This is a genomic window from Longimicrobiales bacterium (assembly GCA_029245345.1).
Lineage (GTDB): Bacteria > Gemmatimonadota > Gemmatimonadetes > Longimicrobiales > Gaopeijiaceae > CALFPJ01.
This window is the reverse complement of the sequence record JAQWPM010000008.1, coordinates 1-23450: the sequence shown is the minus strand read 5'-3', so window position 1 is coordinate 23450 and position 23450 is coordinate 1. Positions and strand designations below refer to the sequence as shown.

The following is a 23450-nucleotide window of genomic DNA, read 5'->3' as shown; positions in this document are numbered from 1 at the left end:
CTTGTTAGAGCGCTACCCCAGTGCTTCCAGCATCGCTCCGAGCGCCTCTTCCATGTCGGCTGACCCTCCGAGATCGCGCGTACGCGTGTGCTCGGACGCCAGTGATACCTCGATCGCAGCTTCTAGTTCGCGGGCCGCCTCGCTCTGACCCAAGTGCTCCAGCATCATCGCGGCACTCCAAATCGCAGCAATCGGGTTCGCAACACCCCGACCAGCGATGTCAGGAGCCGACCCGTGGACCGGCTCGAACATGGAGGGGAACGACCGGTCGGGATTGAGATTCGCAGCGGGGGCGATGCCGATGGATCCGGCGACGGCCGGCCCAAGATCGGAGAGGATATCCCCGAACAGATTCGATGCGACCACAACATCGAACCAGTCCGGGTGAAGCACGAAGTGAGCCGTGAGGATGTCGATGTGGTACTGGGCGGTCTCAACCCCAGGGTACCGAGCCCCCGCCGCACGAAACCGCTCATCCCAGAAGGGCATCGTGTGCACGATCCCGTTCGACTTGGTGGCCGAGGTCACGTGCCGCCTTGGTCTCGCGTCTGCCAGACTGAAGGCGTATTCCATGATTCGGTCCACCCCCCGACGTGTGAACACGGCCTCCTGCATCACCGTTTCTCGCTCGGTTCCGGCGTAGATCCGACCGCCTACCTCCGAATACTCTCCCTCGACGTTCTCTCGGACCACGACGAAATCGATGTCTGCTTCTCCTCGACCTTTGAGAGGAGACTCGATGCCCTTCAGCAGCTTGACGGGCCGGACATTCGCGTACTGATCCAACTCTCGTCGGAGTGGGATCAGTAGCCCCCAAAGGGAGACGTGATCCGGCACCCCGGGGAACCCAACTGCGCCCAGATAGATGGCATCGTGCGAACGGACTTGGGCAACGCCGTCCTTGGGCATCATCCGACCCGTCTCCGCGTACCGCTCACAAGACCAATCGAACTCGTCCCACCTCACACCAAAGCCGTGGCGTTTCGCCACAACCTCCACCGCGCGCTGGCCGGCCGGTATCACCTCGCACCCGATCCCATCACCCGGAATGGTAGCGATCCGGTAGATCTGCTTCTGGGCCATCTAGGCACCCCCTTGGTGCAGGAACTCGAGCGTGTGACCGACCACCTGATCGGGTAATTCTTCGGCAAGATAGTGCCCGCCGGGCAACGCCTCGCCGTCCACCTGTTCGGCGCGCTCACGCCAGAGTGCCAGGCAGTCGAAGTGGGCCTCGATCACCCCCTTCTCCCCCCATAGGACCCTGATCGGGCAGGCGACCTTCTTCCCGCCATCCTGGTCGTCGTGGAGGATATCAATCGTCACGGCGGCTCGGTAGTCCTCGCAGCTCGCAGCGATCGCCCTCGGGTCATCGAAGGCGTCTAGGTAGGCTGCAAGCGCGTCGGGAGTAAACGGATTCAGACCTGCAGAACCCGCCCCACACTTCTCCACCCAGTATGCTCTCGGATCCGCGCCGATCATTCGCTCGGGTAGGGGCGAGGGACGGATGAGGAAGAACCAGTGCCAGTAGGCTCGGGCGAACGACGCATCTGCATGCGCATACATCTCGCGAGTCGGAGCGATGTCCAGTAGTACCATTCTGACCACCGATTCCGGTGAATCCAAGGCCAGGCGATGCGCCACCCGCGCGCCTCGATCATGCGCGAGAATTGCGAAACGATCGAAGCCTAGACCGTGCATAAGGTCGACCATGTCTCGCGCCATAGCTCGCTTCGAGTAGGTGCTATGGTCAGGTGCCGGATCGGGCTTCGATGATCGTCCGTATCCGCGGAGATCAGCCGCCACGACTGTGAAGTGTTCAGCAAGGTCGCCAGCAACCTTGTGCCACATGACGTGGGTCTGAGGATAGCCATGGAGCAGCAGGAGAGGCGGGCCCTCACCGCCGATGACGCCTTGGATTTCGACACCGTTCGCCATAAGGGCGAAAGGCCGATAGTGCTCGAACATGAACACCAGAGGTTGGGGGGATGCGTTCTAACAACTTTGGAATTCTGCTGCGCGACTACAATGCCTCCCACCGATCGTGCGGTGCAAGCCGAGTGACCGCGTGACCCTCACCGCCCATCCCGCGACAGCAACAATCGCTTGCTAGACGGCGGCCCGGCCCGGCTCTCCCATCCGTCAGCCGCCAGGCAACTGTGCCCATGCGACTGAGGGAACGTCGAGGTCGTCACGCAGTGCTCCGAACACCCGGTCCTCCAAGAATCGGAGAGCGTCGAAGCGAGGGGGTAGCATGATCACCCGAGACCCTCCATCGCGATCTACCCGCAGCCACGGTCTGCCCCCAGCAAGACCGGCTCCATCCAGTTCGATCGGTCGTAACCACATGGTCCCCGATGGAGAGCAACGGAAGTCGACAAAGGGTGGGAGATAGGCAGCCAGTTCTGCTGCGCTACCCTTTACGCCTCGGGCCATCTGGGTGACGAGACGAAGGCTGTCCTCCGAACTCAACCGGTCGCCCACCCCCCCAGTGATCTCCGCCTGACGCAAAGGGAAGACCACCCGAGCGAAGTCTTGAGGAGCGACCTCGGCCAATCCCGTAGGGGGAAGTCCGAGCGGCTCTAATTCCCCGCCGGAGCGATCGAAGCCTCGGAGTTGGTTACGAACTCGGTCGTAGACTCGCAGATGCCCACCACACACCGCCCAAAGCCGCTTCCATAGGGGGAAGCCCCCCTCGGTGGGAGTGAACTCTGAGAATGGATCATCAAGAGTTCGCCCGATGCTCAGCACTCGTTCGACACCACCCGTCGCGGGATCGAGAGTCATCAGGTCGGCTTTCAGGATGGTCTCGACCATCGAGAACGCACCGGACTCCAGCGTGCCGGTGGAGTGCGGTATGACGACCTCGTCCCCAAGGCGCGCTGTCCGAACGAGCGGGGTGAGGAGGTCTAGCCCGCCTTGTACCGTCCCAGGCGGAAGATCTGCCCGGGGAAGTCGCACCTCGGTCCACGGCTCGTCTGGCCTCGAGACCCGAACCAGACCATGGCGGTGAGTATCCAGGACCCAGGCCTCGCCCTCAGGGGCGCCGACTACAAAGCCAGCGGGCCGTCGGAACTCTTCGGGGCCCCCTCCAACCTCACCGTGTGTTCCGATCAACTCACCGTCTGGGCCGAACCCGATGAAGAAGGGCGGTAGCGAGTTCAGCACCCAGATACGGCCGTCCGGCAGCACCTCTAGGTCATGCACGACGGCGAGAGCGTCCGATCTCCCCACTACATGAACCTCAGTCGGCTCGATGTAGATCGGTCCGGCCTCCTGTGAATCGCTGTCACGGTCGGGGCTGCAGGACGCCACCGACGCAACGAGAACGCAGCCCACGACGCACGTGTGCCCAGCTCCAAGAGCCTTTCGCCTCAACGCGCTGCTTACTCGCATCACACCGCCTCTCATGGGCTGCTGTCTAACGACTTTGGAGTTCTGCTGCGCGACTACAATGCTTCCCACCGGTCGCGAGGTGCAAGCCGAGTGACCGCGTGACCCTCCAGTTCATCCCGCGACAGCAGCGATTCCTTGTTGGGCTGTGCCCCAGCCCCCCCGAGGTCAGAATCGATCCTGCCCGCCTCCCCCGAGGCGCGGGTTGACGACGTTGTTGAAGATCGAACCGAGACGGTAGCGAAACCCGAAACTGAGTCCTGCCTCGTAGTTCGTCTCAAGCTGGCGACGCCGCAAAAGGATTTCCTCGAGGTCGGCACCACCCTTCGGCAGATTGAGCTGATTGTGGATGAACTCCACCCCACCGCCGATCTCGATGGACAACCCCTGCGTGACCCGAAACGCGATCGTCCCATTGAACTCAAGGCTGTAGCGCTCAAGATCGTGCAGGTACTGCGATGCATTGATCCCCACATCCACCTCTCCCCAGGGCTGAGTCACTTCGTAACCCGCGCTCAGGATGTGCTCTGGAAGCCGCTGGTGCGTCTCGTCGTAAATCGTGGTGTCTCGGTACCGTATGTCCGAGGCTCCAACCCGGTAGGCTACCGTGAGCTGGCGCCGCGTCGCGTCTCGATACGGATAGAGGCTCCATTCGACGGCTGGCATAATACGAAATCGCCTATCGACATTGTCGAATGTCGACGTGAAGACATCCCCGAAAGCACCGACCGACCAATGGGGTGAAATGCTCCGGACGACATAGCTGGTAAAGCCGTCACGCCTGGACGTGCTCTCGATCGTATTGTCGCCCCTGTCGAAGCGGTCGTAGTTGTAGTTGAAGAACGGCCGAAGCTGGATCTTCCAATCCTCCGTCACCCGGTTTACGTAGATTCCATAACGGGTGTCGTAGGATCGCTGCCGGGATTCAAAGTCTGCGCTTCCGTCCGCGTACATCTCGATGGTCCAATGGTCCCATGGATCATCCTCCGGCTGCGCCTGCCCACTCGTTGCATCTTCCGGAGCTGCGACCTCGACATTGAGTCGATCACCCACGGACGTCCCCATCAGGTACGGAACGAGAATCGCTTCGAGCGTGCGAGCGAATCCGTCCCGCTCTTCCGCCGCGGTCGCGTCCACGTTGGTTGTATAGACCGTCGAGACGTCCATCCCCTCAAACGGCCCCTGGCCAATAAGATCGAACGTCTGCGCTCGTCCACCCGCACCCGTGTTCTGCTGAGTCACTAGGACGTGTACGTCTGCCACTTCGCGATCACGGACGTAGTCCAGGTAAGTCATCTCTTGCCGGATGAACGTCTCGTCGCAAGACCCGCAGTCGAGGAAGACGGCTAGACGCGCCGGCATCTCAGAGCCCACGGCTTGCGATAGCGCCGGGTGGGCGGAGATGGCGAACCATGAGAGAGCCATTAGACACCCGGTCGACACTACCGACCACCCGCGCCTAGGGGGTGTGTTCGTTTTGGGCCTCTCGGAGCGTCGGGGCATGAATACTCACATTGCAGGAGGGTGTAGGGGGGCGACCCGGGCAAGATCTGCACGGCCCCGGTACACCGCGCCCCCGTGATCCGCGGGGACCACAAATGGGCACGCTCGGCTTCGTTGTCTGCTCAAGTCGTCTCCACACTACACGACCATCTGAACACCCAAGTTGTTGAGCGGGCACGCTCACGGTGCGCTGCATAACGATTTGCGATTCTGCTGCGCGACAGAGACGCTGACAACTTCCCAGAAGTTACCCGAGATGCCACGCAGCTAACTCGCGTCCGTAGCAATGGCTTGTTAGATGTCGCACCCGCACGGTGATTCCTACTCGTGCTGCTGGATGAATCTGAGCATTAGGTCACCGATGTGATCGTCCGATGCGTTGAGATCAGTCATCAACGACATGTGATTCCGATTCGGCACCTCGACGACCCGGACACCGTGACTACCGGCCGAACGCATGGCTTCACCAAATCTCTCATTCTGCTCACGGCGCCACTCGTCGTCTCCATCGGCATAGATGAGGAGCATGCGCCCTCCCGCCGTGCCGATATGCGGGGCGACTGACGCCACCAACCAGTCCGCGGGATCTGTGCCCCACACGTCTTTCGGGCGGTCTGCAGCAGTCTCCTCAACATAGAGAAACGCGCTGATCGGGATGGAGCCGCGTAGCGAGGACGGATCAAGATCATGCACCTCCAAGTGGCTCGGATCGAGCGTGAGGAGGGCAGCCAGATAGGCCCCGGCTGAGTGCCCAGACACGTACACATTGTCTGGGTTGCCGCCGTAGTCGGCAATATTCTCGACAACCCAAGCCGTTGCAGCTGCGGCATCCTGAACATGGGCAGGATGCATAACGGAGGGTGTCAGGCGGTAGCTGGCCGAGACGACTCCGATTCCATGCGGAACTAGGCGCTGTGCGACCCCCTGGCCATCGCTCTTGTCGCCGGCCCGTAGAGCTCCGCCATGGAAAAACACGACCACCGGGGCGTCAGCGACTCCCTCCGGCATGTAGATGTCGAGGAGATCCTTCCCGTCCTCATATTCTGCAGAGCTTAGGTAGTCGATATCGTGTGTCACGATGCCCTGAGCCAGCGCCGGCAATGGAGCCACGAGCGAGAATAGAGCCAGCAGGCAGTACGATCGTTTGATCTGAGTCATTCCTTCCTCTTGAGCGCCAGCGACATCTAACGTCTTGCGATTCTGCTGCGCGGCCTGCCTGCGCACAAGCGCGCAGCGCTTCACCGAGCTCTTCCGTGACTGCAGCAATCGCTTGGTAGACGGTGCGCCCCGCAGACGGACGATCACCCCTAGATGCGCTCTCGCAAATGGTCGCACCGGGGTGGCGACAGGTGGCTAGCCTTCGTCTCGGACTGGCGAACTCGCGGACTGGGTGTGCACGACCTTCCAGGCGTCGGCCACCCACCGGAAGAGGTACGTTCCGTGCCCTCGGTTGTGGATCTCTCGTCCGTCCGGCGTCGTCAATTGGATTTCTGTATCGACGATCGCCCAAGCAAATCCGCCCTCGAAATGCGTCTGAACGTTGGAGAACCCGAGACTCAGGCCAAGCTCGGCCTCTGGTTCTACATGATTCTCGACGAGATCGCGGAGCCCAAGGTTCTCGCCCCCACCCTCGAAGTAGCGAGCGGCCTCCCAGTCCAGGAAATGGGAATAGAACGCAGCTCCGTCCCCTTGCTCCCAGCCCAAGCGCACATCCTCTAAGATCGCTTCGAGCTGGGCTGCGTCCTCCGGAGGCATCGCGGACTCGCTTCCAGCGCAGCCCGCGAGGACCAAAGTCGCTACAACGAGCGAGGTGGCTATCTATTTCATTTGTCTGATCCGTCTCAAGTCCAAGTTCATACTTCTCAGCTGTTCGATGCACCGCATAACGTCTCACGATCCTGCTGCACGGGCCGCATGCGAACAAGGGCCGCGAGGCGATAGCCGAGTGGCCGGTTACCCACCAGGTAACCCGTGTCAGTAGCAATCGCTTGTTAGGTTGCCCCGTCGCTAGCCCCGCCGTTGATGCTTCGAGGGATACTTGAGCGTCCTCTTCGTAGTCTTTTCTTCAGCGACCCGCTCAACCCTGGCTCGTGGGTCCACTCTTCGGCGCTCGTAGGCCGACTCCGCTTCCAGCTTTCGGTAGCTCAGGAGGCGATCCTCGCTCAGTTCGCCCTCGGGCACGTCTCCCAGAGCCACCTAACGACTTTGGAATTATGCTGCCGGACCACCATGGTGACGCGGAGCGCGAGGTACACGCCGCGTGCTCCAGCTTCCGCAGCTTATCCGGACATTATTCATTCCGTGTTAGGCGGATACATACCCTCGGTTATCGGTATCGCCCACTACGCTCCAGGCGGCTGGACCCGGCGATCGAGGGTCACCTCGGGGAAACGCTCGCTCGGAGACTCCAAAAGGCTTGAGTCGGTCCCTTTGAGGTAGCGATCGAAGAACGCCACCGTCAGGCTGTTGATGATCTCGTGGGCCCTCGCCGGATCGATGCCTGGCGACGCACCTGGATAGAAAAGCGTGAGGTCCGAGAAGCTCCCATGGTTCGTCCCTGCGATCGTGACATCGTACCAATCACCGCTGGCAAGAGATTTGAGCGAGGCGTGGGCCTCTCGCGTAACGCCACTCAGTTCCTGCATGACGGCAGTGAACATCTCCCGTTCCTCCTCCCCAGCCGACTCTGGCGGGGCCGGTGGCTCAGATGAATGCATCAACATGAAGGGCCTGGCCGTGCCCCGCGTCGATGCGCTGCCGAACAACTGACCATCTTGGTCGATCGCGGCCTTCACTCGCTCATCAATCGCTGCGAGTTCGATGGACGTTGCGCCACCGAAGGACCAGCCGTACATGCCGATGCTCTCCAGGTCCAGCGTTCCAGCCAACGGCCCCTCACGGTTCATCTCGTCCAATCGCCCCAGCGCGTGGACCGCGTCGGCCACCCACTCCGGGAAGTGGTGTTGCTCCAAGTGTGCCCAGCTCCCGTACGCATCCGCTCGTAAGTCACCCGTCGGTCTCGGGGGCACCAAGGTGTCGGGCTCTACCGAGGTACCGTCCAGAAGACGCTGGACCTGATTCATGCCGTTGTGGCCGATGGAGACGACGACGTAGCCGTGACTCGCTAGTTCCTCCGTCGTGAAGGTGCTCGTGAAGCGAGGCCATCCCCCGCCATGATTGTAGAGCACGACAGGAAAAGGGCCACCTGACCCAACCGGCGCATCTGAGGTCGCGTGCGTCTGCACCCCGGCAACCGCATCGAAGCCATCGTCGAATTGATTCGTGTCCGGTACGTAGGACGCGCCGCCGGCCCCTCCCGGCGCTGCAGGGTACCATACCCGAGCAGCTACAGACCGAACGTCATTGGGATCCTTCGTGAACGGTTCCGGTCTGCTAGGGTCCAGCCAGGCCACGTCCAAGACTCCCACCGGTAGCAGCCCGGTCGGCTCCGCGAACGGCCCATTTGCTGGTAGCTGCTCGACCGACGCAGCTTCATCGCCCCCGTCGCCCTCGACCACGGGTTGATCCCCGGTGGACTCTGCGGGTGCGCAGCCGACGATCAACGCGAGGAGGAGTGCTATCCAGTCGAATCGTCGTCTCGGTTGGTCCGTCATGCTCGAGGCTCCTTGGAGGCGTCCTGCAAGGCTCCACCGATGCTACGTGCCGACCGGCTTTGCCGGTAGCGGATCCTAGCTCCGGAGTCTCCGCCTAACGACTCGCCATTCTGCTGCGCGTGCTGCATGCGAACAAGGGGCGCGAGCCGTCAGGCGAGTGGCCCGTTATCGCTCAGGTAACCCGTGTCAGTAGCAATCGCTTGTTAGATGGAGGCTGTTCAGTTCGTTACTGCTTCCCTGAGTGCTCGTACTATTGCTTCAAGTTCCTCCTGAACTGTTCCTGCGTTGCTGACCGTGAACTGGGATAGGTAGCGGCGGGTTGCCACGAGATTCGAGAACTGGCGATCGGACGGAAGACGAATCATTGGATCGTCGGAAAGTTCGGTACCGTCGATATCGGTTACTCCGCGATTTGAGGGCGTTGCCGCAAGACGCCAAGCGAAGATCGGTTGTAGTTCGACAGCATTTGCGAGAAATGGGATTAGGGTCGTCTGGACGAAGACCCGCGCGTCCAACTCCTCCTCTTGGAGATCCCTGAGCGCTGCGGGCCAGTCGGCAAGAGAACCCCTGAGATGTCGGAGGCTGACAAGGCCAAAATCGCCAGACGCCACCAACGCGTCGAGATTCCCGCGCCTTGGATCCGTTGTAGGAACCAGAATCAGCTTGGCAAGTGTGCTTGCGGCGACCTCGGGATTCGCAGGAGAACGGGTCAACTGAGCTAGGATCTCCGTGGCCGCGGTAATCACCTCTTGGTTACGGACGACGGCGCGTTCTAGCTCCGTTGCGGTTTCCTCGAATTCGGCGAGCAGATCGGTCAGAAGGTCCTCTGCGTCTGCCTGCCGCTGGTGTGCATCCCATCCGGCGTCTAGGCCGAAGGCGAGCAAGATGCTGCCAACGATGACGAACATCTCAAGCGTTGCCCGCCTCAACGAGAGACCCATCACCCGTCCTCCAGCTCTGGTGTACTTCCGCGACCTAACGACTCGCCATTCTACTGCGCAGCCTGGGTGCTGACGAGGCACAGAATCCACCTGACTTACCGACTAGATAACCCGTGCCAGTAGCAATTGCTTGTTAGGTAGCTCGCGGTTCTGCCGGGTGGAACCGTTGTAGCCCGGGTACTCGCCACGCTCAGCAAGCGTCAGCCGACATCGTTGTCATCGGCAAAAGGTGATAGCAGTGTCTCGCGATATCTTGCTGTCGAACGCTCCCACAGCGCCATCTTGCTGTGAGAATATGCGGAAGAAATCGGCCTGATATTGATCCGCGGCTACCACATGCGGGCAGTCCTTGATCCTCATGCCGATGAGCACGTTCTCTGAAGTCGCTACCGGCGGGAAATTATAGAGGTAGTACTGGGAGTATTCTTCGTACCCCGAATACTCGAGATCGAGATGTTCGGCCCATCGTTGCAGAGTGCTTGGATTCGAGGGAGTGTTCTCATCCCAAGCAGAGTACGTGCGTCCATGGGGCGTCTCTAGGAACCCATCGACGACCTCTGGCGGGGTGAAGTTGGCGAACTCCAAGAAGTTGATGCCTCGTTTCCCTGTTTCTTGCCCGTTGAACCACAACCCTCTATCCCGCTCGCCCTGGATGTGGAAGACGGATGGCAACGTGCTGGGCGTGTTTTCTTTGAAATCGACAAGCCCCTGCCGAAACCCTGGGCCTCCCGTCGTGGAGATGGCTTTAAATGAATAGGTGTCATTCAAGCCGGGGTCAGTCAGATCGGGCGGGCCACCCAATACGTACGAGAGCAAGAAGATCGCCCCGGACGAATGACCGACCCCAAAGATGTTGTCTGGATCGATGTTGATATCAGATGACGAGTGTAGTGCTCTGAGCACCGTGTGAAGGAACGCGAAATCGTCACGCTCTGCCTCGAAACCTTCATGCCAGAACCACATACCGCGGGCTCCACCATCCTCAGGCGCTTGGGGAACCTCCGGTTTCCCCTCAGAAAACGCTGACATTCTGACAACGATGAAATCGTCTCTATACGGTTCCAACCTCGGCGACCAGTCCAAATAGCTCAAAACCCGGTCGTCGGTGACAGTGGGACGACACATGCAGCCGTGGAAGAACAGAACCACCGGATACGCCTCCTCACTGTCATACGAGGTGGGGAACGTGACGGAGAAATGTCGGTCGTAGCCGTTGATGTTGACGGTGCCACGATTCGTCTGATCGACGTCCAAGCTCGAAAACACCAGTTTGCCGTCGTCGAGCTGTTCCGTCGACTCAGCCAATGGCTCCTCGCCCTGCCCCCCGCCAGCGAGGGCGGGTAGCGAGGTAATCGCGATCGCCAACACCAAGCTCATTCGGAGCTTCTGCTCTACCATTTGTGTTGCTTCATTCCTTCAAGGGTCGATGGGGCTGGCACTGCGAACGGGCCTTTCACCTCGAACGGGTCTCATCGCGTGGCGGCCTACCCAAGCTCATGAGAGCTACCTAACGTCTCGCGATTCTGCTGCACGGCCCGTCCGCACACAAGCGAAGTGCACCTACCCGCCAACCCGTGACAGCAGCAATTCCTTGCTATCTAGTCCCCCTGTGACCGACCAGCGACCTCGCGCTAGACGGTTCTTGCCAACGCCTGTATAGCAATGAACGAGTTCACCAGGAGCAAGAACACTGCCGGAAGCATTTCCACGACCGGATCCCGCACCTTCACACGGACGGCAAGTCCCAGCGCCATTAGAAGTGCAAGACCACCAGCGCTCAGAACACTAAGTAGTGGGAAGAGGTAGCCCGCGGCGAGCCCCACAGCGCCGAGAACCTCGAGAGCACCTGTCGCCCGCCGAAAGCGTGACAGGCCATACCGCGCAAACTCGTCGACCATGCCGTTGGCGAAGAGGCACGCCAGTCCGTAGTAAAGGAATAGCGCGCCCGAGACCGCATTGGCGACGTGATAGGGTAGGACCATTTGCCGTGCCGGCTCCTTGAGAGTGCATTGGGCGGTACGATACCACCTCTTCCGGGGAACCCCTATGCCGAAGCTTTCGATCCTGAGCCTCCTGCAAGTCCTCGTCGGCCTGGGGCTTCTCAACGTATGGCTCGTTCGAGCTCGCTCGGCGACGGGCTACCGGGGCGGGGCGGCCAAGACGTTGCGAGAGGAGTTTCAGGCCTACGGTCTGCCCGACTTCGCCTTCTATGTAGTGGGTGGTCTCAAGATCGTGGCCAGCCTGGCCTTGGTGATTGGACTTTGGGTCGACCTACCAGTCCGCATCGCGGGTGGGATGGTGGCGCTGCTCATGGTGGGAGCCCTCATGATGCACGTGAAGGTGGGAGACCCACCGATGCGATCGGTACCCGCAGCCCTGATGCTCCTGATGTGCGTAGGGATCATCCTCCTAGGATAGATCCTCCAAGGCACGCGGGTGGAGACTCTCTAACGTCTCGTCATTCTGCTGCACGGCCCGTCCCCTAAAAAGGGGCGCGAGCTGTTAGGCGAGTGGCCCGCTGCCCTTCAGGTAACCCGTGTCAGTAGCAATCGCTTGTTAGGAAGCCCCAGGGTCGGACCTCCAATCATCTCTCACTGAGCGCCTTCGCGATCGCGGCCTCGGCGAGCGGGACCATTAGTCGGTAGCCCGACTCGTTGGGGTGAACTCCGTCATGAGACAACTCCGGCCCGAGACCCAGATGTTCGTCCGTCATCGCGGTGTGGTAGTCGAGGTACACAGCTCCATGACCGTCGGCATAGTCCCTCATCCAAGTGTTGAGCGAGACAATCTTGGGGCCCGGGTCCAGACCCGGTCGCCAACGGTAGTCGGACGCCGGTAGCACAGAGGACAGTATGACGCTGATGCCATACGCCTGGGCCAGCTCTGCCATCGAGACGAGGTTGTCCTCGATCATTGCCTGAGTCGATGGACCGGTGTTCCCCGCGATATCGTTGGTTCCCGCGAGGATCACTACGACCGACGGCTGCAACGCGATCACGTCTTGGCGAAAACGCACCAGCATTTGCGGCGTGGTCTGCCCGCTAATGCCCCGCCCCACGTACGGCTTGCCAGGGAACATCACGTCGAAGTGTTCTGCCCACGCGTCGGTGATGGAATTGCCGTAGAACACCACTCTAGCCTCACCTGCGGAGGGTGGACCGAGGCGCGCGTTGTCCTCGCGGTACCGATCCAGAGATGCCCAGTCCTGCCCTTGCCCCGCCAGCGCTGAGGGGTTGAATGAGCATGCTACTGCCGCGAGTACGACAGTGAATCCGGATCTCAACGCGCTGCTACAGAGAATGGGTCTAGTCCCAGAAAGAGGCGGTCTAACGACTCTGCGATTCTGCTGCGCGGCCCGCCCGTTAACAAGCGAAGCGTACCTACTTAGTTCTTCGGCGACAGTAGCAATGGCTTGTTAGGCAACTTCCTTGCCGAGAGGGGTTCGTCCCCATAGCCCCCTCCTTGCTCGCTACAGGACGCCCGGCTAGGCTGGCCTGACTCGTTTCCGGTGGCCGGGATGTCTCAGTTGCCAGGACTACGGGCTCCGGCCACGATCACGCCGGGACACGCATGACTACGGGAGATACCATGCACCAAGGTCTTGGCTCGATCGCCCTCAAAGGGTCGCTGACCCTTACGGTATCCACGGCCCTCCTGCTCCTTGGTGCCGCTCGGTCCTTGTCCGCCCAGGACGTGGCGCTCACGGGTGGGGTGATTCATACCGCCGCTGGAGACGTGTTCGAGGGCGGGACCGTCGTCGTGCGAGACGGCAAGGTCACCGCTGTAGGTAACGACGTCACCGTCCCCAGAGGTGTGCCGGTCGTGGATGTTTCGGGCAGGACCATCATCCCGGGCATGCTCGACAACCACTCGCACATCGGCTTCGACGTTCGGGATGTGAACGAACGTTCGACGACGTTTACGCCGCGCTACCGGATCATGGACGTTCTCAGCCCGGACGAGCGGTACTGGTTCAACGCGGTCGACGGTGGGGTGACCACGATCGTGACGGGCCCTGGAAGTGGGTCGGTCAGTAGCGGTCAGTCCGCGGTCGTGAAGACGTGGGGTGCGGTCTGGGAGGATCGGATCCTCGATCCCTCCGGTGGTCTGAAGATCGCGATGGGAGCAAAGCGCCCTCACACGGAAACGAGCATGGCCACAACGTCCATGCTCCGCGAGCGGCTGATCAAAGCCCAGGAGTATCAGGCCGCTCAGGACGCGTGGCGCGCGGGCGGTGAGGAGGGCGCTCCGCCCCCGACGAACCTCGATCTCGAGGTCCTAGCCGGGATTCTTCGAGGCGAGAACCGAATACGCGCGCACGTGCATTCGGCCCACGACATCCTGTCACTCCTTCGCCTCAAGGACGACTTCGACTTCGGACTCACGCTCCATCATGCGACCGAGGCGTACAAGGTGGCGGATGAAATTGCCGCCCGGAATGTCCCCGTTGTCGGCTTGCCATTGTTCATTCGGATCGGCCTCGTCGAGGAGGTCATGCGTGCGCCGGCATATCTGGTGGAGAAGGGGATCACCTTCGCCTTCCATACGGATGACCCGGTGGTCATGTCGAAGCATCAGCGGTACAACGCGGCTCTGGCCATCCGCTATGGGATGGCCCCTGAGGATGCGTTGAGGGCCCTCACCATCAATCCAGCGACGATCGCGGAGGTCGACGATCGCGTGGGGAGCATTGAAGTGGGGAAAGATGCCGACTTGGTCGTGATCAACGGCCCCTGGTACGAACTCACGTCTCGAGTGGACCTGGTCTATGTGGATGGCCGCCTGGCCTTCGATCGTGCGACGGAGGAAGGTCGATGATCCGTATAGCTTCCGTGAGCCGTGGATGGGCTTTGGCGCTGGTCTTCTTCGCCACGGCCATGACACCAGCCAGCGGTCAGGTGATCGCGATTCAGGGTGGGACGGTAGTTCCCGTATCGGGTCCGGCCATCGAGGGGGGCACCGTCCTCCTACGCGACGGCATCATCGCGGCGGTCGGCGCGAACGTCGACGTTCCAGGTGGTGCGACCATCGTGAACGCAACCGATCGATACGTGCTGCCCGGTTTGATCGACGCGATGAGCTACTACGGCATCAGCGGAACGGACCTCAACGAGACCAGCGCTCCGAGCACGCCTCAGCTTCGTGCCATCGAGGCGTACTACCCGTTCGGTGCCTTCAGTGACGGGGAGGCTCCAGCTGCTCCGCGCTCGAAGGACCTCCTCATGGGCGGGGTCACGACGCACTACATCGCCCCTGCGGACGCGACGGTCATCGGTGGGCAGGGCGCGATCGTGAAGGCGGCGGCTGAGACGTACGACGGGCTGATCGTTCGTGAGCCGGCAGCGATCGATATCACGCTCGGCCAACGGCCCGCGGGCACGTTCAGCGCTGGGAATCGCTCTCCTGGAACCCGTATGGCCGTGGTGGCGCACCTCCGCGAGCAGCTCGTCCGAGCGGGTGAGTATCAACAGCAACAGGATGCCTGGCGGGCGCTTCCCGAGGGAGAGCGGGGTGCTGCTCCACCCCGGGATCTTGGAATGGAGGCCCTCGCGCTCATGCTCTCAGGTGAGATCCCAGCTCGCATTCAGGCCAACCGAACCACTGAAATCCGCGAGGCGCTGCGACTCGCCGAAGAGTTCGGCTTCCGGCTCATTCTGGATAGCGGGGTTTCCGCCGATCAGCTCGGCGATGCCCTGAACGAGGCGGGGGTGCCGGTCGTACTCGGGCCGATCTCCCACCCCTTCGTGTCGGGTGAAGAGATCCCTGATCGGGACGAGTATTCCAACCCTGACGAGCGTCGGGCTGCCCGCTTGCAGGGCTCCGGCGTCACGTTCGCCATCGCCAGCTTCTCTCGGAGTTTCGGCTCGCTTGGGCCCAGTGGATCCGGTAAGTGGCTTCTACTCGATGCCGCCCTCGCGGCGGGATACGGGCTTACCGAAGCCGAGGTTCTTCGTGCCGTGACACTTAGTGCTGCGGAAATCCTCGGTGTGGATGATCGGATCGGCAGTCTGGAAGTCGGAAAGGACGGGGACGTCATTATCCTCGACGGACCACCTCTCAGCGTCACGAGTTGGGTGGAGCGGGTGTTCGTGGACGGCGTGGAGGTGTTCGTCCGCGACTAGCGGACGGGGCCGCCCGACGTCCGGATTGCGCTAGAAGGGTTGGGTGCCCGGCGTCGCTTCACTTGGATGAGGAGGCCGGACACCATCAAGATGACTCGATCGGTGACGTGTGCGATTCGGGCATTCGCCCAGCCGAGCGCGTCCCGGCACCTGCGGGCGAGCGCGTCGCCGGGTACGATTCCCATGCCGACTTCGTTGGTGACGACCCTAAGCTCCTGGAGCGACATGGCGGCTAAGGACTCCGGCCGGGCCTCTGGATCTCTGGCCTCGATCGTCCGCATGTAGTCGACGGGGGCCTGGCCCTGAAGAGAGCTGGGCCGGAAGCGACTGCTCCCGACGACGCACCGGGCGACAAGGGAGGACCAAGGGATCCCCGGACTCAGGTCAGCGATTCAGATGCACACCAGAGAATGCGGCCCCACCTCCGGTCGCGGCCAGCAGTGTCATCGCTGGAATCGCGAGATGGGGCCCCGCCAGCCCGCACCACGGGAAGTTGCCTAACGTCTCGCAATTCTGCTGCGCGGCCTGAAAAGCTGACCGCGCGCAGCCGCGCGCGACCCGATTGTAACGCGTGCCAGTAACAACCGCTTGTTAGGAATCCGACCGAAAGGTGTGTCCGAACTTCGTCTTGAACTCGGCCTTCCTCGCCCCCGGGGCCGTCCCTTCGAGACCCACGCACTTGTAGGCGGCGTGCGCGTCCCAGCCGAAGGGCCACCGCACAAATTCGTGCGCACCACAGCCCGGGCACATTCGCTTGAAGCGCTCGGCGTGCACCACACCCGAGCGCACCTTGGGGCGAGAAAGCCTCCGCTTCGGCTTGGTCACCACAGGGCGATCGAACACCGCCGAGCCAACCTTCGGTGCCCAGATCACGTCGTCCGGTGGATCGCCGAACGCGTGACGTTCCTCCGGGGCCAGAGCGGCAACCCATGCGGAGAGGTAAGCGTCCAGGCGATCGTGAGCCGGTCCGAAGGCAATGTCTTCGAAGGCAGGGTCAGCCTCCCCGCCGCCTGGCCAGCCCGTGTGGATCGCAGCCTCCGCCAACTGTGCTTCGACGCCACCCGACTCTGACTTATGCACCTGACCGGACCCAAGGACGCGAGCCGTAGCCTGCGGGAACACCTCTACGCAGGGAGCGAGTTCGGACAGACGACTGAAGAGTCGGAAGCCAACGACCATCCAAAGCTGGTTGGCATGCGGGATTCGGTTCTCTGCCCCACCCTGCCCAAGATGTCGCCGCACCTTCGTGAAGATCTCGTTGAAATCGTCGGCGGACGGCGTTGAGAAGCAGCTGATTCCAGCTCGGTCCATGGCGAGCTCCGCTGCTCGCCGGTCCGTCCCCGCCAACCTCGGAGCACTGGGCGCATCAATCGCGATCCGTCCCAAGCGCACACCAAGGTGGTCGCAGACGCGGACCAAGTAGGTCGCCGTAGCCTCAACGAATTCCGTGACCACGTCCTCGTCGAGAACCATCGCGTTTCCGCTACCCCGCGGTGGCTCGAACGGGAGTGCCCCTAGCGGCTCAGGCACCAAACGGCCGTCCACCCATGTGCACAGTGCGACGGGGAGCCTCTTGCGCTTTGCGAACGCCAGGTCGATCCCGGCAAACCCTAGTCTCAATGCACCGTGTCCACGTGAAGATCCGGATACATAACGTCTCGCGAGTCTGCTGCACGGCCTGTCCGCGAACAAGGGGCTCGAGGCGAAAGCCGAGTGGCCCGCTACCTACGCGGCAACCCGTGACAGTAGCAATCGCTTGGTATAGAGAGTCACACATGAGCTCACCTCTCACGGTGTCCTGTGCTAGTCCGTGGCAGTTCAGGCGTCGATAGCGGCGGCGGCCCCCTCCCGCCCCTCCTGCTCTGGCGCAAACACGGTCCCGTCGGCCACGAGGACTCGTCGTGGTCAGCTCGCTCAGTGGCGACTAGCGTCTAGACCACAGGTGGCTATCATCGGAGCATGAATCAGAAGCGACGCAGCGCCAAGCGCCTCCTTGTGGAATTGGTCATCGTCTTCTTTGGTGTGGCGTTGGCCCTCGGCGCCGAGAACTACCGGGAGCACAGGGTCGAGGTAAAGGCAACGGAGGGAGCGATGACGGCTCTCCTCGAGGACCTCCGCACGGATTCCCTCACCTTCGCGCGTCAAGCACCCTACGCGAGAGAGAAGACTCAGACTATCGCGTGGCTTGTCGACAACCGCGACCTCGAATCCCCTCCGGCCGACAGTATCCACCTCCAGCTCTACGCCTTCAACTCGCAGGTCACAGCCTTCCTACGGGCATCCGCCTATCCCACGCTAGCTGGAGCCAATCGCGTCAGATTGATCAAGCCAGATTCAGTTCGCCAGGCGTTGAGTGCCTACTACGAATCGGGCCAGAGTCGAGCACAATACTGGATTGACTACATCCAATCGTTCGCCATAGAGGCCGGTTTGAAGCTCGGGCGGCACGTTCGGCTGCCGGGGGGGCAGGTTCCCGGAGAGTTATGGCCGCCCCTTGAAGAACGGGTCTATCTCGTGTCTTCGTGGCGGGGCTTCCAGGAGGATTACGACCTGCAGAACGTGATCATCCAGGCGGGACGTGGATTCGACTATTGGTCTGCGTTGAGTGCCGAGATGGAGGTCGAAGTAGGCGGCCTCATTCGGATGATCGAAGAGGCGTATCCGCCCGACGGATAGGGATCACGACCCGAACTGCCTGATGGGTACAAGCCCCCTGCAGATCGATCTCCAGGCCGGTGGCCTCCGAATCTCTATAACGTCTCGCAATTCTGCTACGCCGCCATCCCGCTCACAAGCGCAGCGTACCCACTACTTCTTCGGCGACTGCAGCAATTGCTTGTTAGATGGCCCGTCCCCGCGAACGCTCAGCCGCGTCAACCACGGCCCCTACGCAGAGCTGACTAAGGGGATACCGTGGGTCAGTGGACAGCATGCGGTCCGTGTCACAGCTCTGCGAAGCGAGGCGCCTAAATGACTTGGCGGCTGACCTCGCCCTGACCGATGAGGCTGACGTTCATGCCGAACTTGGTGCTCATGTCGCCCACCAGTGCGCGCACCATGTCACTTGCCGCATCTGCAGCTTCACCGCTCGTGTAATTAGACACGAGTATCCACTGGCTGCCTCCAACTTCGACCATTTGTTGGCCGACATGATGCGCACTCTCTCTAACAGCGGGCGCGACCACGGCGTCGTAGTGGCTCATCAACTCACCCTTCTGGCCCTCGTCGCAGGTAATTGAGTAGATCTTGCTGTACATCGCGCTTCTCCTGGATGGGGTTTCCGTCACGGCTTCTTGCCGCGCCCGATTCACGCTTCATGCGATAGCGGCTCTTGGGGCCAACGGAGGCGGAATGATGCGGTCGGACATCAAGCGGTCATCTCGCACCCAAGCGCCCGTGCAATCGGCCAGGGCCGTCTAACGTCCCGTCATTCTGCTGCGCGGCCCGCCTGAACACCAGCGTAGCGTACCCACTACTTCTTCCGTGACTGCAGCAATGACTTGTTAGATGGCCCTTCGCATCAGGCAACCGTGCTCAGTCAACGATGAGCCACGCCTTCCAGCAAGAGGCACTTGGAGGGCGTCAATTGGCCCATCGACGAACTCCGGGGAAGAACAGGACTCGATGCTCCCACCCGAGGCCCCCTCGTTCAAGAGTCGGTCACGATGTGCCTCCCGAAGCAAGGATCGGCGTCGTCGCCGGATCACGCCGGTGATGGGTCGACTGCTCGAAGGCGTAGCCGATTCCCAGGAGTCGCGCATCCTCGAACATCCTGCCGAGGACCTCCATCCCGACCGGCAGCCCCTGCTCGGTAAATCCCACTGGAAGACTGAGCGCCGGCAGACCGCTATGCCCGCTCATCCTGCAATTGTTGTTGTTCTGCGGATCGCCGATCCTTGAGGGTAACTGACGCGCCGTCGGGTAGACGAGCACGTCGATATCCTCGCGGTCCATCACCTGCTCGATCCCCTCACGGAGTGTGATCCTCATTCCCAACCGTCCCTGGTAATCCTCTGAGTCTCGGCTCTCGGTCGCATCCCAGGTGCGCATCAGCGGCTCTACCGCCTCGTGGATCACCCCCATGTCGATCATCTCTTTGAGGGAGCCGACCGGAGCGCCTGACTCTGTGAGGTAGTCCATGAGGTCCCACTTGAACTCGCTGGCGATCACGGTGGCCTGCGCGGCGATCTCCACCAGCACCGAATCGGTCACTGTCACCGTGTCAGCACCGAGATCGACCATTACGCCGACAGCCTCCCTCACAAGCCGGCGCACTTCCCCGTCCTCCGGAGCATCCCCGAAGAGCGGTGTGTAGATACCAACCCGAACACCGTCGAGGGCACCCACGTCGAGCGCCGCCACAAACGAGGGCACCGTCCCCCCGTCGAGAATAGACGTGGCGGGGTCAGCCGCGTCCGGCCCGATCGTCGCGTCGAGCGCGATCGCGAGATCGCGGACCGTTCTCGCCAGTGGGCCTCCGACATCCTGAGAGTGGGAAAGCGGCACGATGCCGTCGATGCTGGAAAGCCCCTTGGTGGGGCGAAGCCCGACAAGGTTGTTGTAGGCCGAGGGTAGCCGAATCGAGCCGCACGTGTCGCTGCCCCACCCAACCGCCGCGAAGCTCGCAGCCACCGCCGCTCCGGTACCCCCGCTCGAGCCGCCGGGGTGCCGCGTCAGATCGTAGGGATTGAGCGTCTGGCCACCGAGGGATCCGACAGTAGTCCATCCGCTCGCCAACTCGTGCATGTTGGTCTTGCCGAGAAAGACAGCGCCCGCCTCGCGTAGCCTTCCGACCTGGAAGGCGTCATCCGGCGGAACAAAGCCCGAAAGAGCCGCGGTTCCGGCTGAAGTCGGTGCGTCCCTGGTATCGTAATTGTCCTTCAACACGATCGGCACACCGTGCAGGGGTCCGCGCACTACGCCGTCAGCGCGCTCCCGGTCGAGCGCTTCGGCCTCGGCCATCGCGTTGGGGTTGAGCGAGACCATCGCATTGATCGCCGGGCCCGTCTGGTCGAAAGCGGCGATCCGGTCGAGGTAGGCTTGAGTGATCCACGCAGACGACGCCCGACCCAACTCCATCGCTTCTTGAAGCTCTACAACGGATGCGCCCCGTATCTCGAACGGCTCCGGGGGTGGTCCGCACGCGATGGCGAGAATCGCAAGTGCCGAGGCGGAAGCGGCGACGACTTGGGCTCGCATCATACTCATGTGGTCCTTCCTCGCGACGCGTACTGGGTCAAAGTGACTTCGGCACCCGCACTGAAAGGTGGGGGCCATTCAACGAAATTGGGATTCTGCTGCGCGACTACAATGCTTCCCACCGGGCGCGAGGTGCAAGCCGAGTGACCGCGTGACCCACAAACCCGTCCCGCGACAGCAGCAATTCCTTGTTAGATGTCGCCCCCGCCAGGCTTGACCGAGAAGGCGCTTCGTTTACGTTGTTGAGACTGACTCTCAATCTCACCTGCTTACTATGCGCTATATCCCCCTTCTGATTCTTCTGTCAGCTTGCGCCAGTCCTTCACAACGGACGCCGCCATCCGTTCCGGTGTCGGGCTCGGACGCATACCTGCCCGAGGAAGACGCATCGGTCGGCATTCTGGTCATGGCCCACGGAGGCAACGAGAAGTGGAATGCCGCAGTCCGTGAGGCAGTCCAGCCGTTGGCCGATGTCATTCCGACGGAGATTGCCTTTGGAATGGCCGACCCATTGTCTCTCAAGGCTGGCCTTTCGTCCCTTGAGGACGCCGGGGTCGAGCGAATCGCCGTGGTCCGAATGTTCTTGTCCGGCGAGTCGTTCGCTGAGCAAACGAGATATCTCCTGGGCCTCTCGGATACACCACCCGAACACTTCATGCTCATGGGAGAGGCCCGTCGCCTCGGCCCAAGCCCCTTACCCCTGAGCCACCATTCCGAAATCGCAACCCAAGAGGAGGGCATCATGCTTTCCTATGAAGCAGCTGAGATCGTTGCCGCCCGGGCTCTTGAACTCGCTCACCAGCCTGCGACCGAGAGCGTCCTCCTTTTGGCCCACGGCATGGGGGAGGATGGAGCTAATGAACGTGTGCTTGGAGCAATGGAACGAACGGCCACGGACATTGCCGCTCGGGGCTTCGCCGCAGTCAAGGTTGAGACACTTCAAGAGGACTGGGCGGAAGAACGAGCGGAAGCCGAGAATCGCATACGCACCTTCGTCGCCGAGCAGTCAGGGATGGGCCGCCGAGTCATCGTCGTGCCGTACCGCCTTTCTGGCTTCGGACCGTATGCCGAGGTCCTGAACGGACTGGAGTACTCCGCAGCGGAAGGACTCCTACCCCACCCGCGACTCTCGGATTGGGTCTCCCGAACCGCCTCGGAGGTGATCTGTGCCCAGGGCTGGACAACGCCACTCAGTTCCTGTCGCGGTGACGCTGCAACGGCTCCTGGCCACGCACGTTAGCGGCGACATCTAACGACTTTGGAATTCTGCTGCCGCACCTTCGCGCCTATCCTGCGAGCGTAGCTCGCAGGGCTACACCCGTCAACGCGGACAGCAGCAATCCCTTGTTAGATGGTGCGATGCTAGCATAGTGCCGCAACGCCATCCATCGCCGCATCGATCTCATCTTCTGTGTTGAAGAAGTGGATCGCGAGCCTGAGATCTCCGGCGCGCCGAACGGGAGAACTCAAGACTCTCGGCTCCTCGGCGAGGCGGTTGTACACCTCCGTGGCGTCGCAACCTGACGGGAGCCGGAGGACGAAGACCCCCGAGCGATCCGCCTCGACCCTCGGAGAGGCTAGCCCAAAGCCGGTACGAGCCTCCGCCGACTCCACCGCATAGGACACGAGGTGTTGGATTCTGCTGAGGACTCGATCGAAGCCCAACTCCTCCACCCAGGACACCGCTGTGTGGAACCCGGCGAAGTCTGCGAGGGCTCGGGTCCCGAACTCGTATCGGGCGGCTGAGGGGAGCAGCGAGTAGGAACCCTCGTAGTCCATTGTCGAGTGACTGTGGCTGCCCGACCAAGAGAGTTGGAGCCGATCGAGCATGTCATCACGCACGAAGAAGGCACCCGTGCCCTTCGGGCCGAGCAACCACTTGTGTCCGCACGTGCTGTAGCAATCACAACCTAGATGACCGAAGTCGACCTCCACGCACCCAGGCCCTTGTGCCCCATCTAGGTGATACACGATTCCACGAGACCGAAGCAGCTCGCCCAGCTCCGCCGACTCGTCCGTGCGAAGCCGCCGCCCATTGTTCCGGGACACATGGCTGATGCTCACCATGCGGGTCCGCGAGGAGAGAACGCCTCGCACCTCATCCAACAAAGATGTGCCCGAGTCCAGGTTGATCTCGCGGATAACTATGCCAAATCGATCTCGAAGCACATACCAGGGAACGACGTTCGCAGGATGCTCCTGATTGCTCAGGACCACCTCATCTCCGCGTTCCCAGTTCAGGGACCAAGCTGCGATGCTGATCCCTTCGGAGGTGCTGTGGGTGAGCGCGACTCCATCTGGCCCGACACCGAACGCCGCACTCAGGTACGCTCGGAGGTTCGGCTCGATCTCCGCCATCGAGGGCGAGTACCGCGGATCGGCGGGCCCTCGGTTCTGGTACTCCAGCCTCTGCGCGACTTCCGCGATCGCTCGTCGCGACGCTGGGCCAATCCCGCCTGTCTGGAAATAGGCGCTCTCAGTCGATGCCGGGATCTCGGCTCGCGCTAACCGCACCCAATCCTCTTGAACCCCACCCGAGCCGGCCTGGCCGTTGAGGCGGGCAACGAGACCGATGGGCACGATCGCGGCCGCTGCCAAAGAACTCCTCACGAGGAACTCTCGTCGGTCCAAGTTACGGTCAGTCAATACGTTACTCCCGTAGCACCGTCTAACGACTTTGG

Annotated in this window: 21 protein-coding genes; 5 read left to right on the top strand and 16 right to left on the bottom strand. The window is 61.8% G+C overall.

All coding sequences use genetic code 11. The features are described 5' to 3' along the window. Positions 1-12 precede the first annotated feature (12 nt). The 10 genes from P8L30_02135 to P8L30_02090 form a co-directional block, all read right to left on the bottom strand. Entirely contained in the window at positions 13-1083 is a 1071-nt protein-coding gene (locus tag P8L30_02135) for a tartrate dehydrogenase (protein ID MDG2239000.1), read from the bottom strand. Continuing rightward, on the bottom strand, positions 1084-1965 hold the full coding sequence (locus P8L30_02130) for an alpha/beta hydrolase (GenBank protein ID MDG2238999.1): 882 nt from the start codon (positions 1963-1965) through the stop codon (positions 1084-1086). 174 nt (positions 1966-2139) lie between these two features. Beyond that, complete coding sequence (locus P8L30_02125; protein MDG2238998.1) at positions 2140-3375, bottom strand: hypothetical protein; 1236 nt, start codon at positions 3373-3375, stop codon at positions 2140-2142. Between the two features lie 183 nt (positions 3376-3558). After that, entirely contained in the window at positions 3559-4815 is a 1257-nt protein-coding gene (locus tag P8L30_02120) for a hypothetical protein (protein MDG2238997.1), read from the bottom strand. A gap of 399 nt (positions 4816-5214) precedes the next feature. Further along, on the bottom strand, positions 5215-6135 hold the full coding sequence (locus tag P8L30_02115; protein MDG2238996.1) for an alpha/beta hydrolase: 921 nt from the start codon (positions 6133-6135) through the stop codon (positions 5215-5217). A gap of 111 nt (positions 6136-6246) precedes the next feature. After that, positions 6247-6648, bottom strand: a complete 402-nt coding sequence (locus P8L30_02110; GenBank protein ID MDG2238995.1) for a nuclear transport factor 2 family protein — start codon at positions 6646-6648, stop codon at positions 6247-6249. A 587-nt stretch (positions 6649-7235) separates the two neighbouring features. After that, the gene (locus tag P8L30_02105; GenBank protein ID MDG2238994.1) at positions 7236-8507 is read right to left on the bottom strand and encodes a hypothetical protein; all 1272 of its coding nucleotides are present in this window, start codon (positions 8505-8507) and stop codon (positions 7236-7238) included. A gap of 218 nt (positions 8508-8725) precedes the next feature. Next, positions 8726-9448, bottom strand: coding sequence for a hypothetical protein (locus P8L30_02100; protein ID MDG2238993.1), 723 nt, complete (start codon positions 9446-9448; stop codon positions 8726-8728). Positions 9449-9664: 216 nt separating this feature from the next. After that, on the bottom strand, positions 9665-10846 hold the full coding sequence (locus P8L30_02095) for a hypothetical protein (GenBank protein MDG2238992.1): 1182 nt from the start codon (positions 10844-10846) through the stop codon (positions 9665-9667). A gap of 233 nt (positions 10847-11079) precedes the next feature. Further along, the gene (locus tag P8L30_02090; protein MDG2238991.1) at positions 11080-11430 is read right to left on the bottom strand and encodes a DoxX family protein; all 351 of its coding nucleotides are present in this window, start codon (positions 11428-11430) and stop codon (positions 11080-11082) included. 64 nt (positions 11431-11494) lie between these two features. On the opposite strand from P8L30_02090, the gene P8L30_02085 reads away from it, so the two are divergent. Next, positions 11495-11866 (top strand): DoxX family protein, encoded by a 372-nt coding sequence (locus tag P8L30_02085; GenBank protein ID MDG2238990.1) that lies wholly within the window; start codon positions 11495-11497, stop codon positions 11864-11866. 166 nt (positions 11867-12032) lie between these two features. On the opposite strand, the gene P8L30_02080 is transcribed toward P8L30_02085, so the two are convergent. Then, positions 12033-12731, bottom strand: a complete 699-nt coding sequence (locus P8L30_02080; GenBank protein MDG2238989.1) for an SGNH/GDSL hydrolase family protein — start codon at positions 12729-12731, stop codon at positions 12033-12035. 305 nt (positions 12732-13036) lie between these two features. On the opposite strand from P8L30_02080, the gene P8L30_02075 reads away from it, so the two are divergent. Together P8L30_02075 and P8L30_02070 are read left to right on the top strand one after the other, a co-directional pair. Next, entirely contained in the window at positions 13037-14266 is a 1230-nt protein-coding gene (locus P8L30_02075) for an amidohydrolase family protein (GenBank protein ID MDG2238988.1), read from the top strand. Further along, entirely contained in the window at positions 14263-15570 is a 1308-nt protein-coding gene (locus P8L30_02070) for an amidohydrolase family protein (protein MDG2238987.1), read from the top strand. Before P8L30_02075 ends, P8L30_02070 begins: the two co-directional genes overlap by 4 nt. On the opposite strand, the gene P8L30_02065 is transcribed toward P8L30_02070, so the two are convergent. Both P8L30_02065 and P8L30_02060 read right to left on the bottom strand, forming a co-directional pair. Beyond that, positions 15567-15851: a bifunctional adenosylcobinamide kinase/adenosylcobinamide-phosphate guanylyltransferase gene (locus P8L30_02065; protein MDG2238986.1), complete on the bottom strand. Its 285-nt coding sequence runs from the start codon at positions 15849-15851 to the stop codon at positions 15567-15569. The two genes, P8L30_02070 and P8L30_02065, sit on opposite strands and share 4 nt — an antisense overlap. 310 nt (positions 15852-16161) lie before the next feature. Beyond that, entirely contained in the window at positions 16162-17190 is a 1029-nt protein-coding gene (locus tag P8L30_02060) for a DUF429 domain-containing protein (protein ID MDG2238985.1), read from the bottom strand. Between the two features lie 339 nt (positions 17191-17529). Here P8L30_02060 and P8L30_02055 point away from each other — a divergent pair, with 339 nt between their 5' ends. Then, complete coding sequence (locus P8L30_02055; protein MDG2238984.1) at positions 17530-18246, top strand: hypothetical protein; 717 nt, start codon at positions 17530-17532, stop codon at positions 18244-18246. Positions 18247-18536: 290 nt separating this feature from the next. Here P8L30_02055 and P8L30_02050 read toward each other — a convergent pair whose 3' ends face one another. Together P8L30_02050 and P8L30_02045 are read right to left on the bottom strand one after the other, a co-directional pair. Beyond that, on the bottom strand, positions 18537-18827 hold the full coding sequence (locus P8L30_02050) for a hypothetical protein (GenBank protein MDG2238983.1): 291 nt from the start codon (positions 18825-18827) through the stop codon (positions 18537-18539). A gap of 403 nt (positions 18828-19230) precedes the next feature. Beyond that, entirely contained in the window at positions 19231-20778 is a 1548-nt protein-coding gene (locus P8L30_02045; protein MDG2238982.1) for an amidase family protein, read from the bottom strand. A 265-nt stretch (positions 20779-21043) separates the two neighbouring features. Here P8L30_02045 and P8L30_02040 point away from each other — a divergent pair, with 265 nt between their 5' ends. Further along, the gene (locus tag P8L30_02040; GenBank protein MDG2238981.1) at positions 21044-22009 is read left to right on the top strand and encodes a hypothetical protein; all 966 of its coding nucleotides are present in this window, start codon (positions 21044-21046) and stop codon (positions 22007-22009) included. A gap of 122 nt (positions 22010-22131) precedes the next feature. Here the strand turns inward: P8L30_02040 and P8L30_02035 are convergent, their stop codons facing one another. After that, on the bottom strand, positions 22132-23415 hold the full coding sequence (locus tag P8L30_02035; GenBank protein ID MDG2238980.1) for an aminotransferase class V-fold PLP-dependent enzyme: 1284 nt from the start codon (positions 23413-23415) through the stop codon (positions 22132-22134). Between the last annotated feature and the right edge of the window lie 35 nt (positions 23416-23450).

Excerpts from the sequence above, each read along its gene's own strand:
- P8L30_02050 (MDG2238983.1), bottom strand. The coding sequence starts at position 18,827 with ATGTACAGCAAGATCTACTCAATTACCTGCGACGAGGGCCAGAAGGGT.
- P8L30_02135 (MDG2239000.1), bottom strand. The coding sequence starts at position 1,083 with ATGGCCCAGAAGCAGATCTACCGGATCGCTACCATTCCGGGTGATGGG.
- P8L30_02090 (MDG2238991.1), bottom strand. The coding sequence starts at position 11,430 with ATGGTCCTACCCTATCACGTCGCCAATGCGGTCTCGGGCGCGCTATTC.
- P8L30_02065 (MDG2238986.1), bottom strand. The coding sequence starts at position 15,851 with ATGCGGACGATCGAGGCCAGAGATCCAGAGGCCCGGCCGGAGTCCTTA.
- P8L30_02100 (MDG2238993.1), bottom strand. The coding sequence starts at position 9,448 with ATGGGTCTCTCGTTGAGGCGGGCAACGCTTGAGATGTTCGTCATCGTT.
- P8L30_02055 (MDG2238984.1), top strand. The coding sequence starts at position 17,530 with ATGAATCAGAAGCGACGCAGCGCCAAGCGCCTCCTTGTGGAATTGGTC.
- P8L30_02040 (MDG2238981.1), top strand. The coding sequence starts at position 21,044 with ATGCGCTATATCCCCCTTCTGATTCTTCTGTCAGCTTGCGCCAGTCCT.
- P8L30_02110 (MDG2238995.1), bottom strand. The coding sequence starts at position 6,648 with ATGCCTCCGGAGGACGCAGCCCAGCTCGAAGCGATCTTAGAGGATGTG.
- P8L30_02085 (MDG2238990.1), top strand. The coding sequence starts at position 11,495 with ATGCCGAAGCTTTCGATCCTGAGCCTCCTGCAAGTCCTCGTCGGCCTG.
- P8L30_02075 (MDG2238988.1), top strand. The coding sequence starts at position 13,037 with ATGCACCAAGGTCTTGGCTCGATCGCCCTCAAAGGGTCGCTGACCCTT.
- P8L30_02130 (MDG2238999.1), bottom strand. The coding sequence starts at position 1,965 with ATGTTCGAGCACTATCGGCCTTTCGCCCTTATGGCGAACGGTGTCGAA.
- P8L30_02105 (MDG2238994.1), bottom strand. The coding sequence starts at position 8,507 with ATGACGGACCAACCGAGACGACGATTCGACTGGATAGCACTCCTCCTC.
- P8L30_02045 (MDG2238982.1), bottom strand. The coding sequence starts at position 20,778 with ATGAGTATGATGCGAGCCCAAGTCGTCGCCGCTTCCGCCTCGGCACTT.
- P8L30_02120 (MDG2238997.1), bottom strand. The coding sequence starts at position 4,815 with ATGGCTCTCTCATGGTTCGCCATCTCCGCCCACCCGGCGCTATCGCAA.
- P8L30_02070 (MDG2238987.1), top strand. The coding sequence starts at position 14,263 with ATGATCCGTATAGCTTCCGTGAGCCGTGGATGGGCTTTGGCGCTGGTC.
- P8L30_02095 (MDG2238992.1), bottom strand. The coding sequence starts at position 10,846 with ATGGTAGAGCAGAAGCTCCGAATGAGCTTGGTGTTGGCGATCGCGATT.